The 13,692-nt window shown below is 72.9% G+C and carries 11 protein-coding genes; 6 read left to right on the plus strand and 5 right to left on the minus strand.

Annotation, left to right across the window (positions count from 1 at the left end; translation table 11 throughout):
* Window positions 1–50 precede the first annotated feature (50 nt).
* Entirely contained in the window at window positions 51–737 is a 687-nt protein-coding gene (locus ACWDRW_RS14435; protein WP_451723113.1) for a GntR family transcriptional regulator, read from the plus strand.
* Window positions 738–875: 138 nt separating this feature from the next.
* On the opposite strand, the gene ACWDRW_RS14440 is transcribed toward ACWDRW_RS14435, so the two are convergent.
* Window positions 876–1,157: an HPr family phosphocarrier protein gene (locus ACWDRW_RS14440; RefSeq protein WP_030021209.1), complete on the minus strand. Its 282-nt coding sequence runs from the start codon at window positions 1,155–1,157 to the stop codon at window positions 876–878.
* Between the two features lie 177 nt (window positions 1,158–1,334).
* On the opposite strand from ACWDRW_RS14440, the gene ACWDRW_RS14445 reads away from it, so the two are divergent.
* The 4 genes from ACWDRW_RS14445 to ACWDRW_RS14460 all read left to right on the plus strand — a co-directional run bounded on the left by ACWDRW_RS14445 (window position 1,335) and on the right by ACWDRW_RS14460 (window position 7,346).
* Entirely contained in the window at window positions 1,335–4,766 is a 3,432-nt protein-coding gene (locus tag ACWDRW_RS14445; RefSeq protein WP_451723114.1) for a bifunctional acetate--CoA ligase family protein/GNAT family N-acetyltransferase, read from the plus strand.
* A 111-nt stretch (window positions 4,767–4,877) separates the two neighbouring features.
* Window positions 4,878–5,465 (plus strand): DUF5998 family protein, encoded by a 588-nt coding sequence (locus ACWDRW_RS14450; RefSeq protein ID WP_451723115.1) that lies wholly within the window; start codon window positions 4,878–4,880, stop codon window positions 5,463–5,465.
* Entirely contained in the window at window positions 5,465–6,661 is a 1,197-nt protein-coding gene (locus ACWDRW_RS14455; protein WP_451723116.1) for an alkaline phosphatase family protein, read from the plus strand. Before ACWDRW_RS14450 ends, ACWDRW_RS14455 begins: the two co-directional genes overlap by 1 nt.
* Window positions 6,662–6,704: 43 nt before the next feature.
* Complete coding sequence (locus tag ACWDRW_RS14460) at window positions 6,705–7,346, plus strand: thymidine kinase (RefSeq protein ID WP_451723117.1); 642 nt, start codon at window positions 6,705–6,707, stop codon at window positions 7,344–7,346.
* Between the two features lie 17 nt (window positions 7,347–7,363).
* On the opposite strand, the gene ACWDRW_RS14465 is transcribed toward ACWDRW_RS14460, so the two are convergent.
* Complete coding sequence (locus ACWDRW_RS14465; RefSeq protein WP_451723118.1) at window positions 7,364–8,167, minus strand: VOC family protein; 804 nt, start codon at window positions 8,165–8,167, stop codon at window positions 7,364–7,366.
* 295 nt (window positions 8,168–8,462) lie between these two features.
* Between ACWDRW_RS14465 and ACWDRW_RS14470 the strand changes: the two genes are divergently transcribed.
* Window positions 8,463–9,314 (plus strand): sulfurtransferase, encoded by an 852-nt coding sequence (locus ACWDRW_RS14470; RefSeq protein WP_451723120.1) that lies wholly within the window; start codon window positions 8,463–8,465, stop codon window positions 9,312–9,314.
* 142 nt (window positions 9,315–9,456) lie between these two features.
* Here ACWDRW_RS14470 and sepH read toward each other — a convergent pair whose 3' ends face one another.
* The 3 genes from sepH to ACWDRW_RS14485 all read right to left on the minus strand — a co-directional run bounded on the left by sepH (window position 9,457) and on the right by ACWDRW_RS14485 (window position 13,630).
* Complete coding sequence (gene sepH, locus ACWDRW_RS14475; protein WP_451723121.1) at window positions 9,457–10,503, minus strand: septation protein SepH; 1,047 nt, start codon at window positions 10,501–10,503, stop codon at window positions 9,457–9,459.
* 603 nt (window positions 10,504–11,106) lie between these two features.
* On the minus strand, window positions 11,107–12,426 hold the full coding sequence (locus tag ACWDRW_RS14480) for a D-arabinono-1,4-lactone oxidase (RefSeq protein WP_451723122.1): 1,320 nt from the start codon (window positions 12,424–12,426) through the stop codon (window positions 11,107–11,109).
* The gene (locus ACWDRW_RS14485; RefSeq protein WP_451723123.1) at window positions 12,386–13,630 is read right to left on the minus strand and encodes an MFS transporter; all 1,245 of its coding nucleotides are present in this window, start codon (window positions 13,628–13,630) and stop codon (window positions 12,386–12,388) included. The genes ACWDRW_RS14480 and ACWDRW_RS14485 overlap by 41 nt, the downstream gene beginning before the upstream one ends.
* Window positions 13,631–13,692: the final 62 nt, after the last annotated feature.

Consider the following 13,692-nt stretch of genomic DNA (forward strand, 5'->3'; position numbering starts at 1 on the left):
AACACGCGTCAGTCGTCGACGTTTCACGGGGATTAAAGCGGAGGTCGGTCATGCGTATTCCGGCGCACTCGGTATGCACGGCGATCCGGGACGACATCGTCGCCGGTGTCCACGAGCGCGGCAGCCGGCTCACCGAGGAACTGCTCGCACGGCGCTACGGCGTCTCGCGCGTCCCCGTCCGGGAGGCGCTGCGCACGCTGGAGGCGGAGGGCTTCGTGGTGACCCGGCGGCACGCGGGCGCCTGCGTCGCCGAGCCCACCGAGCAGGAGGCGGCCGACCTGCTGGAGATGCGCACGCTGCTGGAGCCGCTGGGTGCCGCCCGGGCCGCCCAGCGGCGCACCGAGGCGCACCTGAAGGTGCTGCGCGGCCTGGTGAGGCTCGGTCAGGAGCGGGCCAGGAGGGGCAACAGCGAGGATCTGCGCTCGCTGGGCGGCTGGTTCCACGAGACGCTCGCCCAGGCCTCCGGCAGCCCCGCGCTGACCTCGGTACTGACCCAGCTGCGGCACAAGATCGCCTGGATGTACGCGGTGGAGGCGCCGGTCAGCCCGGTGGAGACCTGGGCGGAGCACGGGGCGATCGTGGACGCGGTGGCGCGCGGCGACAGCGACCGCGCGCGGGCCGTCACGGCGGTGCACACGGAGCGGTCCAGCGGCAGGCACCGACTCAGGCTCCCGGGCGCGGGTGAGCGTGTGAGGAATTCGCAACATCCCGTAAACATGTCGGGCCCGCCGCATTAACATACGCACCGTATACAAAGAGCAGGTAATTCGTGGGGGATTATTTCTGCTGCCCGCGGTCGCGAAATGCGAAGGGCCCGCCCGGTAATTCGGGCGAGCCCTTCAAAGGGTGCGGCGAGTGCCGCGTCCGCTGAATGGTCAGACGGTCTCGGGGAGTTCCTCGAGGCCCTCGGCGACCAGCTTCGCCAGACGGTCCAGGGCGGCGTCCGCGCCCTCGGCGTCGGACGCGAGCACGATCTCCTCGCCGCCCTGGGCGCCCAGGCCCAGGACCGCCAGCATGGAGGCCGCGTTGACGGGGTTGCCGTCGGCCTTGGCGATCGTCACCGGGACGCCTGCGGCCGTGGCGGCTCGGACGAAGATGGAGGCGGGGCGGGCGTGGAGGCCCTCGGCCCAGCCGACGTTGACGCGGCGCTCAGCCATGTGATGCTGCCCTTCAGGTTCTCAGGTTGTCTAGACCAGTGTTCCACAACGTGAAGCGTGCCCGGTACGGACCCGTGTCCTGTTCCGTGTGGTCGCCGGACCGCGGCCTCGATCCGACACCCGTCCTCCACAGACTGCCTCGCGCCGTTGTCGTACGCGAGCCGTACTCTGGGCCCCATGCAGAGCGCGCCGGACCGGCACGAGTACCCCGCCCACTGGGAAGCCGACGTGGTGCTGCGCGACGGCGGCACCGCGCGCGTCCGCCCCATCACCGTTGATGACGCCGAGCGTCTGGTCAGCTTCTACGAGCAGGTCTCGGACGAGTCGAAGTACTACCGCTTCTTCGCGCCCTACCCGCGTCTGTCCGCCAAGGACGTCCACCGCTTCACGCACCACGACTTTGTGGACAGGGTGGGACTCGCGGCCACGATCGGCGGCGAGTTCATCGCCACCGTACGCTACGACCGCATCGGCGCCGACGGTCTGCCCGCCTCCGCGCCCGCCGACGAGGCCGAGGTCGCCTTCCTCGTCCAGGACGCGCACCAGGGACGTGGTGTCGCCTCCGCGTTGCTCGAACACATCGGCGCGGTCGCGCGGGAGCGCGGGATCCGCCGGTTCGCCGCCGAGGTGCTGCCCGCCAACACCAAGATGATCAAGGTGTTCACGGACGCCGGGTACACCCAGAAGCGCAGCTTCGAGGACGGCGTCGTCCGGCTGGAGTTCGACCTGGAGCCCACCGACCGCTCGCTCGCCGTGCAGTACGCGCGCGAGCAGCGCGCCGAGGCACGGTCGGTGCAACGGCTGCTGGTGCCGGGATCGGTGGCCGTCATCGGCGCAGGCCGGACGCCGGGCGGGGTCGGCCGCGGCGTCCTGGACAACATCCGGGAGGGCGGGTTCCGCGGTCCGCTGTACGCCGTGAACCAGGCGTTCCCCGAGGAGCTGAAGGAGCTCGCCGGGGTGCCCGCGTACCGCTCGGTGCGCGACGTCGACGGACATGTCGACCTCGCGGTGGTCGCCGTGCCGGCCGACCAGGTTCCCGAGGTCGTCACCGAGTGCGGTGAGCACGGGGTGCAGGGGCTGGTCGTGGTCTCCGCGGGCTACGCCGAGAGCGGGCCCGAGGGCAGGGAGCGCCAGCGCGAACTCGTCCGGCACGCGCGCGCGTACGGCATGCGGATCATCGGTCCGAACGCCTTCGGGGTCATCAACACCGCGTCGGACGTACGGCTGAACGCCTCGCTCGCGCCCGAGATGCCGAGGCCGGGACGGATAGGGCTGTTCGCGCAGTCCGGCGCCATCGGCATCGCGCTGCTGTCCCGGCTGCACCGCCGGGGCGGGGGCGTCACCGGCGTCACCGGTGTGTCGACCTTCGTCTCCTCAGGGAACCGGGCCGACGTGTCCGGCAACGACGTCCTTCAGTACTGGTACGACGATCCGGACACCGACGTCGCCCTCATGTACCTGGAGTCCATCGGGAACCCGCGCAAGTTCACCCGGCTCGCCCGGCGGACGGCGGCGGCGAAGCCGCTGGTCGTGGTCCAGGGCGCGCGGCACGGCGGGGCCGCGCCGCAGGGGCATGCGGTACGGGCGACGCGGTTGCCGCACGCCACGGTGTCGGCGCTGCTCCGGCAGGCCGGGGTGATCCGGGTGGACACCATCACCGAGCTGGTCGACGCGGGGCTGCTGCTCGCGCGCCAGCCGCTGCCGGCCGGGCCGCGGGTGGCGATCCTCGGGAACTCCGAGTCGCTGGGGCTGCTGACGTACGACGCCTGCCTGGCCGAAGGGCTCCGGCCGTTGCCCCCGCTGGACCTGACGACCGGGGCGACGGCTGCGGACTTCCGCCGGGCGCTGTCGCGGGCGCTCGCCGACGACACGTGCGACTCCGTCGTGGTGACCGCGATTCCGGCGATCGGGGAGACGTCGCCGGGCGAGGAGGTGCTGGCGGAGGCCCTGCGCTCGGCGGCGGAGGAGGCCCCGGGCAAGCCGGTCCTGGTGGTGCACGTCGAACTGGGCGGACTGGCGGAGGCGCTGTCCGCCGCGGCGAGCACGGCACCGAGGCTCGCGACCGCTGGAACCGAGGCGCCTGCGAACCCGCCCGGCGCTGGGGGCGGCCCGGCTTCGGACGTGCTTGGTGCTGGGGGCGGTCCGGCTTCCGGCGCGCTGGGCGCTGGGGGCGGTTCGGCTTCCGAGGCGCTGGGCGCTGGGGGCGGTCCGGCTTCCGAGGCGCTGGGCGCTGGAGGCGGCCCGGCTTCCGACGCGCCTGGCGCTGAGGGCGAGCTGGCTTCCGATCCGCCCCATGCTGGGGGTGAGTCGGCTTCCGACGCGCTTGGTGCTGGGGGCGGTCCGGCTTCGGACGCGCCTGGCGCTGGAGGCGAGCTGGCTTCCGGTTCGCCCGGTGCTGGGGGCGAGCCCGCTTCCGGCGCGCCTGGCGTTGGGGGTGAGGCCGGGTCGGACGGGCGGCCCGGCGTTGACGGGGGGCCGCCCTCCGCGGCCGCGGGGGCCGGCCCGGGCGGCGCGACCGCCCGCGGCTTGGGCGACGGGGCTGCCGACGGCTCGGCCGGCGATGAAGCGGTGGCTGCTAGCGGCCTGGCGGCTCCGATCGGCCGCGCGCGCGCCGAAGGGGCTGACCACGGTGCCCCCGAGACGGCGGCTGCTCGTGGCCTGGCGACACCGGCCGGCCGCGCGCCTGCGGAAGAGACTGACCACGGTGCCCCCGAGACGGCGGCCGCCGGGACGGCCCCGCACGAGTCCCGGCTCATCCCCGCCTACCCCGCCGCCGAGCGCGCCGTCCGGGCTCTCGCCGAAGCCGTGAAATACGCGCAGTGGCGGCGGGAGGCCGCTGAGCCCGGCCGGGTGCCTGAGTACGAGGACATCGACGAGCGCGGGGCCGCCGGGCTCATCGACGGGCTGTTGACCAGGGGGCAGGGGCTCACTCTCGGCGCCGAGGAGACCTGTGAGCTGCTCGGCATGTACGGCATCCATGTGCGCCGGGCCCTTCCCGCGCCCACCCCCGACGCCGCCGCCGAGGCCGCCCACGCCGTCGGCTACCCCGTCGCCCTCAAGGCCACCGCGCCGCACCTGCGACACCGGGCCGACCTGGGCGGCGTACGGCTGGATCTCGCGGACGAGGAGCAACTGCGGCGGGCGTACGCCGAGTTGGTCGAGCTGTTCGGCGGGCCCGAGGAGCTGCGGCCGGTCGTGCAGGCGATGGCCCCGCGCGGGGTCGACACCGTCGTACGGGCCGTGATCGACCCGGCGGCCGGCGCCGTACTGTCGTTCGCCCTCGCCGGAGCCGCCTCACAGCTGCTCGGCGACATGGCCCACCGGCTGATCCCGGTCACCGACCGGGAGGCGACCTCGCTGATCCGGTCGATCCGGACCGCGCCGCTCCTGTTCGGTTGGCGCGGTTCGACCCCCGTCGACACGCCCGCCCTGGAGGAACTGCTGCTCCGGGTGTCGCGCCTGGTCCACGACCACCCGGAAGTCGTCGCGGTCACCCTGGAGCCGGTCGTCGTCGCCCCGCACGGCCTGACCGTGCTCGGCGCCACCGTACGGCTGGCCCCGCCGCCCGCCCGCGACGACCTGGGCCCCCGTACGCTCCCGGCGTACTGAGGCCCAGGCCCGTCCGGACTCCCCGGGAGTCCGGGCCGTCGCTCGTTACCCCCGCCACGGACCGGTCCGAGCGGTCCCTCGCAGTCAGTGGTCCCCCGTAGGATGGGGGCCATGGCCAAGACCAGTACGACGACCCAGGGGCTGCGAGCGGCGATCGAGCGCAGCGGCTACTACCCGGCCCTCGTGGCCGAGGCGGTGGAGGCCGCCGTGGGCGGCGAGCCCATCCGGTCGTACCTGGTCCACCAGGAGACCACGTTCGACCAGAACGAGGTGCGGCGGCACGTCACCGTGCTGGTCCTCACCGACAACCGCTTCATCGTCAGCCACACCGACGAGCAGGCCGCGGACACCACCTCCCCGACGCCGTACGCCACGACCTCCACGGAGTCGGTGAAGATCGGCCGGATCTCGTCGGTCGTCGTCAGCCGAGTCGTCGCCAACCCGGAGTCGTACACCCCGGGCACCCTGCCCCGCGAGGTCGTGCTGACCATCGGCTGGGGCGCGGTCTCCCGGATCGACCTGGAGCCGGCGGCCTGCGGCGACCCCAATTGCGAGGCGGACCACGGCTACACGGGCAACTCCACGGCCGACGACCTCAGCCTGCGCGTCAGCGAGGCCGGCGACGGTCCGGAGACGGTGCGCCAGGCGCTGGCCTTCGCGCAGGCGCTCTCCGAGGCGACCGCGGATCTGACCAAGTAATGGCCCAGCCCGCCTGGGAGCACGACCCGCAGCCGCTGCCCCTCGACTCCGCCCCCCTCCCCGAGTACGGCAGCGGCTCGCTCGCGGATCTGCTGCCCACCCTGGCCGCCGGCATGGACGTACCCGGAATGACCGCCGCGATCAGCGAGCTGGCCCCGGCCGACCGGAACTGCGTGTTCCTGATCGACGGCCTCGGCTGGGAGCAGCTGAAGGCGCACCCCGAGGACGCGCCGTTCATGACGTCGCTGCTCGCCAGCTCCCGCGGCGGCACGGGCCGCCCGCTCACCACCGGCTACCCGGCGACCACCGCCACCTCGCTGGCCTCCGTCGGTACCGGCCTGCCGCCCGGCGCGCACGGACTGCCCGGCTACACCGTGCGCAACCCGGAGACCGGCGAGCTGATGAATCAGCTGCGCTGGCAGCCCTGGACCGCGCCGGGGCCCTGGCAGCCGTACCCCACGGTCTTCCAGCTCGCCCACGAGGCGGGTGTGCACGCGGCGCAGGTGTCGTCGCCGACCTTCCAGAACACCCCGCTGACCAAGGTGGCGCTGAGCGGCGGCACCTTCCACGGACGGCTGAGCGGCGAGGAGCGGATGGATCTCGCCGCCGAGCAACTGGCCGCCGGGGACCGCTCCTTGGTCTACACGTACTACGCCGAGGTGGACGGCGCGGGACACCGGTTCGGCGTCGACTCCGACACCTGGCGCGGCCAGTTGATGTACGTCGACCGCCTGGTCCAGCGCCTGGCCGAACAGCTCCCGCCGCGCTCCGCCCTCTACGTCACCGCCGACCACGGCATGGTCGACGTGCCCTTCGACGAGCAGCACCGCATCGACTTCGACGAGGACTGGGAGCTGCGCGCCGGGGTCGCCCTGCTGGGCGGCGAGGGCCGGGCGCGGCACGTGTACGCGGTGCCGGGCGCCGCGAACGACGTACTGACCTGCTGGCGCGAGGTGCTCGGCGAACAGTTCTGGGTGGCCTCGCGGGAGGAGGCGCTCGCGGCCGGCTGGTTCGGGCAGCCCGGTGAGTGCGACGATCGGGTGTACGGCCGCATCGGCGACGTGGTCGCCGCCGCGCGGGACGACGTGCTGATCATCGCCTCCGAGCGGGAGCCGAAGGAGTCCGCGATGGTCGGCAACCACGGCTCGATGACCCCGGCGGAGCAGCTGATCCCGCTGCTCGAAGTACGCTCCTGACGCACGCCCTGTCCCCGTCTCGCCGAAAGGTGCTCAACCTCCCATGCCCGAGCTGGTGTTCTTCTCCGGAACGATGGACTGCGGGAAGTCGACGCTGGCTCTCCAGATCGAGCACAACCGCTCGGCGCGCGGCCTGGTCGGTGTGATCTTCACCCGTGACGACCGCGCCGGCGAGGGCAAGCTGTCCTCCCGCCTGGGCCTGGTCACGGACGCGGTGGAGGTGTCGGACGGCCAGGACCTGTACGCCTACCTGGTCGACCACCTGTCCCAGGGCGGCCGCGCGGACTACGTCATCGCGGACGAGGCGCAGTTCCTCGCCCCGGAGCAGATCGACCAACTCGCTCGCGTGGTGGACGACCTGGGCCTGGACGTCTACGCCTTCGGCATCACCACCGACTTCCGCTCCAAGCTGTTCCCCGGCTCCCAGCGCCTGGTGGAACTCGCCGACCGCGTCGAGGTCCTCCAGGTCGAGGCCCTGTGCTGGTGCGGCGCCCGCGCCACCCACAACGCCCGCACGATAGGCGGCGAGATGGTGGTCGAGGGCGCCCAGGTGGTGGTGGGCGACGTCAACCAGTCGGACGCGATCGGCTACGAGGTCCTCTGCCGCCGCCACCACCGCCGGCGGATGACAGCGGCAACGGCGAGGGCGGCGGCCCTCTCCCCGGACGTGCTGCCGGTGCCGTAGGCCCGCGGGATCGCCCCTCAGGGCCTGCTCTGGAGCAGGGAGAAGCGGGCGCCTTCCGGGTCCGTGACGGTGGACATGCGGCCCAGGGCGCTGTCGTGCGGCGGCTGGACGACGGTGCCGCCCAGGGTGACGGCCCGAGCGGTGGCCTCGTCCGTGTCGGCCACCTCGAAGAACGTCATCCAGTGGGGACCCCGGTCGCGGGGCAGGGAGTGCCCGAGGCCCAGGACCGCCGCGATCGTGCGGCCGCCCAGGTGCAGGGTGACGTAGTCGAAATCCGCTGAGGCGACGGCCTGCCGCTCATGGCCGAAGACCGTCTCGTAGAACTTGGTCACGCTCGCCGTCTCGAAGGTCAGCAGTTCGTTCCAGACCGGTGTGCCGGGGACGCCGGAGAGGGCGATGCCGAGGTGGGCCGCCGCCTGCCAGACGCCGAAGACCGCGCCGGCCGGATCGGAGCAGATCGCCAGCCGGCCGGCGTCGTCGGCGTCCAGGGGACCCACGCCCACGGTGCCGCCGCACAGCCGTACCGTCTCGGCCGTCAGGTCCACGTCCGTCGAGGCGAAGTAGGGCGTCCAGGCGATGGGCAGATGCCGGTCCGGCGGCAACTGGCCGATTCCGGCCACCTCCTTGCCGTCCAGCAGCGCCCGAGCGTACGGGCCGAGCTGCCGCGGGCCGGGCCGGAACTCCCAGCCGAACAGATCGCCGTAGAACTCCTGGGTCGCGGCCGGCCCGTGCACCATCAGGCTCACCCAACAGGGCGAGCCGGGCGCGTGCCGGGCGTGCGCGTCGCCGTTCAGGCCGGCCGACCCCCGTGCCTCGGTCATCGTCACTCTCTCCTCGGCCCCTCGCGGTGGCCGCGTCGATTCCGCTCTCCGCACCCTTGCGCCGATGCTCGCACCACCCGTGGTGCCACGCGGCCCGGGCGCGCCGCCGAATCGCCCGCTGTGCCCGGAGGTTGCCCGGTGGGCGTCTCTCGTCCGTATCCGTGCGATGCTCACGGGTGTCGATCGGCTGTACAGCTTGTGCCCGATCCCGTACGCCTCGTGATCGGGGCTGTCCGGCCGAGCAGAGTAGCCGGACCTGGACGTAGCGGCCACCCCGTGAGCGAGGATGGGGGCCATGAACGCCATCATCTCCGCAACCGAACTGGCCGGCGACCTGGCAGGACCGCGTCCGCCGGTGCTCCTGGACGTCCGCTGGCAGTTGAGCGTGGCTCGAGCGGCGGGCGAGCCGCCCTTCGACGGACGGGCCGAGTACGCGGCCGGACACCTCCCCGGCGCGGTCTTCGTCGACCTCGACGAGGAGCTCGCCTCGACCCCCGGTACGGCGGGACGGCATCCGCTGCCGGACATCGCCGGGTTCGGCGCCGCGATGCGCCGGGCGGGGGTCTGCGCCGGGCGTCCCGTGGTCGTGTACGACGGCGGCCAGGGCTGGGCGGCCGCCCGCGCGTGGTGGCTGCTGCGCTGGACGGGTCACCCGGACGTGCGGGTCCTCGACGGGGGGTTGCCGGCCTGGGGAGGACCGCTGGAGACGGAGGTGCCGACTCCGGCGGAGGGCGATTTCCGGCCAACTCCGGAGGCGGCGGGTCTGCTCGACGCGGACGGCGCGGCGGCGCTGGCCCGGTCGGGGTTGCTGCTGGACGCCCGCGCGGGGGAGCGGTACCGGGGTGAGGTGGAGCCGATCGACCGCGTCGGCGGACACATCCCGGGCGCGGTGTCCGCGCCGACGAACGAGAACGTCGCCGCCGACGGCCGTTTCCTGCCCGCCGAGGATCTGCACGCCCGCTTCAAGGCGCTCGGCGCCACGGACGGCACGGCGGTCGGTGTCTACTGCGGCTCGGGCGTCTCCGGGGCACACGAGGTGCTGGCGCTGGCGGTGGCGGGAATTCCGGCGGCGCTGTACGTGGGGTCCTGGTCGGAGTGGTCCTCGGACCCGTCGCGGCCGGTGGCGGTGGGGCCGGATCCGCAGTAGGCCGGGGTCGGCGGGGGGCGTCGGGCCTGCGCCCCTGGCCCCCACCGGCCGAAGGCCCGACACCACCCGGGGCGGCACGGCAAAGAGGTACGGCAAAGGGCCGCGCTCGACATCAGCGCGGCCCTCACCGTCGTACGTCCGACTACTCCTGCTTCTTCCGCCGCGTCCCGAAGACGATCTCGTCCCAGCTCGGGACCGCCGCTCGGCGGCCCGGGCGGACGCCGTCGGCCTCGGCCTGGCGGTCGGTCGCGCCGATCAGGCGGTCGCGGTGGGCGCTCACGGAGCGGGGCATCAGGACGTCCGCGTAGGCGGAACCGGCGGAGGCCGCGGGGGCCGGGGGCTCCTCGGGCACCGGCTCGGCAGCCGGGGGCTGCTCCTCGGGCGCGGGGGTCTCCGACGGGCGCTCGGGGACGACGAGGTCGCCGCGGAAGCTCGGGACGGCTTCCAACAGGCTGGTCAGCGAGTCCCGTTCGGGCGCGACCTCCTCGGCCGGTTCGGGCGCGGGCGCCGGCAGGCCGGGCCGCTCCCGGTCGAGGGAACGGTCCAGCGGACGGTCGCGCGGCAACCGGGCGATACGCGGCACGAACGGAAAGCTGGGCTCCGGCGCGGCGAGGTCCTCGGACTCGCCGATCAGCGAGCGCGCCTCCTCGTCGACGGCCTGGACGAGCCGCCGGGGCGGGTCGTACGTCCAGCTCGCCGAGTGGGGTTCGCCCGCCACGCGGTAGACCAGCAGGACTTCCCAGGTGCCGTCGTCGCGGCGCCAGGAGTCCCACTGCACGGTGTCCTTCTCGGCGCCGCGCAGCAGCAGCCGCTCCTGGACGGCCTCGCCGAGCTGGGGTCCGGCGGCGTTCTCACCGGGCCGACGGACGGGCGTCTTGCGGGCCCGCTCGGCCATGAAGGCACGCTCGGCCAGCACGGGGCCCTCGAAGCGACGGACGCGGTCGACGGGAATGCCCGCCATCTGCGCGACTTCCTCCGCCGTGGCACCCGCGCGTATACGCGCCTGGATGTCTCGGGGGCGGAGATGGCTCTCCACCTCGATCTCGATCTGGCCGAGGCGGGGACGGTCGCCGCGCACGGCGGCGCGGAGCCGTTCGTCAATCGGAAGCGTGTACTCCGTGCTGTCCGCAGCCTTCAGCACCAGCCGTGTGCCGTCATTGGAGACGGCCACGACACGCAGTTCGGGCATGGGGACCTCCCGGGTGGTGCCTGCCGACGTCACGTGCGTCGCTGCTTCCGCTAGTCGAGTGTGGCCTGCCCGGGTGCAGCCTGCCACAACCTTGCCGAGTTGCCCGGCGTGTCGGGCACGGGCCCTGGATCGCCGTTATGGCACGGTTATCTATTCGCAACGCTAAGTGACCAACTCCGTCACCCTGTGCAACTAGCCCCCTCATGGCGGTCCTTGAAGGCCACGGACGCCCTGGCGGGAGACCGGACCCAGGGCTCGCAACAGTACTCCATTTGGGCCACGTGCGTGGATTGGCGCGCCGCCCAAGTTGGCGCAAGGAGTCGTAGTTGGCCGTGGCGCAAGGGAGTTGGGGGATCTTAAACGTGGCGTACTTCACGTAATCGCTGGAAACGGAACTATCGGTGACCGGCAGTCCAGGCTCGCGTACACCCGGGAATACGAGGCGAGTTCGACGGCCGCCACCGCGGCGATCGTGCCGGGCCGTCACGGTCGACCGCGTCGCCGGGCAAGCGCCGCCCGTTCCGGGCCAGTTCACGGAAGGCACGTCCGGATCCCGCGCCCCCGCGCCCTCAGCGAGCGCGAGCCTCGGGCCCGGCGCCTGCGCTACGACCCCAGGACCCTCCGCAAGTAGTCGTTCTGGAACAGCCGATCCGGATCGAGCCGATCCCGCAGCGCCGTGAACTCGCCGAAGCGCGGGTAGATTCCGGCGAAGTAGTCGGCGTCCCGGGTGTGCAGCTTGCCCCAGTGCGGGCGGCCCTCGTGCGCGGTGAAGATCCGCTCGGCGGCGGTGAAGTACCGGTGGTACGGCGTCCCCTTGGCCATGTGGACGGCGATGTACGCGCTGTCCCGTCCGGAGGCGGTGGACAGGGTGATGTCGTCGGCCGGCGCGGTGCGCACCTCCACCGGGAAGCTGACCTTGAGGTCGGAGCCGTCCACCAGCGCCTTCAGCTCGCGCAGCGCCTCGACGACCGCCCCGCGCGGGAGGGCGTACTCCATCTCCACGAAGCGCACCCTGCGCGGCGAGGTGAAGACCTTGTAGGGAATGTCCGTGTACGTCCGCGCGGAGAGAGCCTTGCTGGAGACCTGGGCGATGCCCGGGATCGCGGCGGGCACCGCGCGGCCCACCCACTGTGCGGTCTGGAAGACGCCGTTGGAGAGGAACTCGTCCTCGAACCAGGCCTTGAGCCGGCCCACCGGGCGCTCCGGGCCCGCGCTGCGGTTGTTGCGCTTGGTGTTGGCGTTCCCGGTGTGCGGGAACCAGTAGAACTCGAAGTGCTCGTTCTCGGCCCACAGTTGGTCGAACTCGCGGGTGACCCGGTCGAAGGTCATCGGCTCCTCGCGAGCCGTCAGCAGGAAGACCGGCTCCACGGCGAAGGTGATCGCGGTGACGACGCCGAGCGCGCCGAGGCCGATCCGGGCGGCCGCGAAGACCTCCGCGTTCTCCTTGGCGGAGCAGGTGAGGACCGAGCCGTCGGCGGTGACCAGCTCCAGGGCCGTGATCTGGGCGGCTATCGAGCCGGACTCGCGACCCGTGCCGTGGGTGCCCGTGCTGGTGGCCCCGGAGACCGTCTGCTCCATGATGTCGCCCATGTTGGTCAGCGACAGACCCTCGCGGGCCAGGGCCAGGTTGAGCCGCTTGAGCGGGGTGCCGGCCTCCACCGTGACGGTCATGGCGTCCCGGTCAATGGTGCGGATACCGGTCAGCAGCCGAGGGCGGATCAGCACACCGTCGGTGGCGGCGATCGAGGTGAAGGAGTGCCCGGTGCCGACGGCCTTGACCTTCAGACCGTCCTCGGCCGCCTTGCGCACGGCAGCCGCCAGCTCCTCGACCGAGGCGGGTTCGACCTCCCGCGCGGGGCGGGCGGAGACGTTTCCGCCCCAGTTACGCCACGTTCCGTTCTTCCCGCTCGCTGTGCTGCTCAACGGTGCCTCCCCGACGCGGATCCGGCTTGCTGAGCCGGCGGTACCCGAGGAAACCGACCGCGACCGCGACGGCTCCGGAAACCGCCGGAACCCCGTACCCGGCCCGCGCACCGGCCGCGTCGATCACCCAGCCGGCCGCGGAGGAGCCGAGCGCGACGCCGACCGCGAGCCCGGTGCTCACCCAGGTCATGCCCTCGGTCAGTTGCGCGCGTGGTACGTGCTGCTCGATGAGGGACATCGTCGTGATCATCGTGGGAGCGATGCAGAGTCCCGCAAGGAACAGCGCCACGGCCAGAAACGGCAAGTTTCCGACCAGTAGGAGGGGGATCATACTCACGGCCATCGCGCATATGCCCAGCAGCCAGCGAGGTTCGGGGGCTCCCTTGAGGTGCAGCAGCCCGAAGACGGCGCCCGCCGCACAGGAACCCGCCGCGTACAGGGCGAGGACGACACTCGCGGCGCCCTTGTGGCCCTGTTCCTCGGCGAAGGCCACGGTGACCACGTCGACCGCCCCGAAGATCGCGCCGGTCGCAACGAAGGTGGCCACCAGGACCTGGAGCCCGGCGGAGCGCAGGGCGCTGTCACCGCGCCCCTCGTGCCGCTCGCGCGGGTGCGGCTCGGGCTCGGTGGCGCGCTGGGCGGTCAGCCAGAAGACACCGGCCGCCAGGAAGCAGCCGGCGAGCAGCGGGCCGGCCTCCGGGAACCAGGCCGTGGACAGGCCGATGGAGATGATCGGCCCGAAGATAAAGCAGACCTCGTCCACCACGGACTCGAAGGAGTACGCGGTGTGCAGCTGCGGAGTGCCCCGGTAGAGCGCCGCCCAGCGGGCCCGGACCATCGCGCCGACGCTCGGCACGCAGCCGATGCCCGCGCTGAACACGAACAGCGTCCAGTCCGGCCAGCCGTAGTGCGCGGCGAACAGCAGCCCGGCCCCCGCGACGAGTGAGACCAGCGTCGCCGGGCGCAGCACCCGCCGCTGGCCGTACTGGTCGACCCAGCGCGAGACCTGCGGGCCGGCCACCGCCGCGGCGAGCGCGATCGTGGCCGACAGGGCGCCCGCCAGGCCGTAGCGGCCGGTCAGCTGGGACACCATCGTCACCACGCCGATGCCCATCATCGACAGCGGCATGCGGCCGAGGAAGCCCGCGGCGGAGAAGCCCTTGGAGCCTGGGGCGGCGAACAGGGCGCGGTAGGGGCTGGGCACAGGCTCTCCGGTCACGGGGAAGGCGGCGCGCGAGGCGTCGGGGCGTAAGGCGTGTAGATGGC

It is taken from the genome of Streptomyces sp. NPDC003635 (genome assembly GCF_053587635.1).

What these genes read in the sequence shown, in the direction of transcription:
- ACWDRW_RS14460 (WP_451723117.1), top strand. Translation starts at nt 6,705, where the DNA reads ATGCCCGAGCTGGTGTTCTTCTCCGGAACGATGGACTGCGGGAAGTCG.
- sepH (WP_451723121.1), bottom strand. Translation starts at nt 10,503, where the DNA reads ATGCCCGAACTGCGTGTCGTGGCCGTCTCCAATGACGGCACACGGCTG.
- ACWDRW_RS14455 (WP_451723116.1), top strand. Translation starts at nt 5,465, where the DNA reads ATGGCCCAGCCCGCCTGGGAGCACGACCCGCAGCCGCTGCCCCTCGAC.
- ACWDRW_RS14445 (WP_451723114.1), top strand. Translation starts at nt 1,335, where the DNA reads ATGCAGAGCGCGCCGGACCGGCACGAGTACCCCGCCCACTGGGAAGCC.
- ACWDRW_RS14470 (WP_451723120.1), top strand. Translation starts at nt 8,463, where the DNA reads ATGAACGCCATCATCTCCGCAACCGAACTGGCCGGCGACCTGGCAGGA.
- ACWDRW_RS14450 (WP_451723115.1), top strand. Translation starts at nt 4,878, where the DNA reads ATGGCCAAGACCAGTACGACGACCCAGGGGCTGCGAGCGGCGATCGAG.
- ACWDRW_RS14465 (WP_451723118.1), bottom strand. Translation starts at nt 8,167, where the DNA reads ATGACCGAGGCACGGGGGTCGGCCGGCCTGAACGGCGACGCGCACGCC.
- ACWDRW_RS14435 (WP_451723113.1), top strand. Translation starts at nt 51, where the DNA reads ATGCGTATTCCGGCGCACTCGGTATGCACGGCGATCCGGGACGACATC.
- ACWDRW_RS14440 (WP_030021209.1), bottom strand. Translation starts at nt 1,157, where the DNA reads ATGGCTGAGCGCCGCGTCAACGTCGGCTGGGCCGAGGGCCTCCACGCC.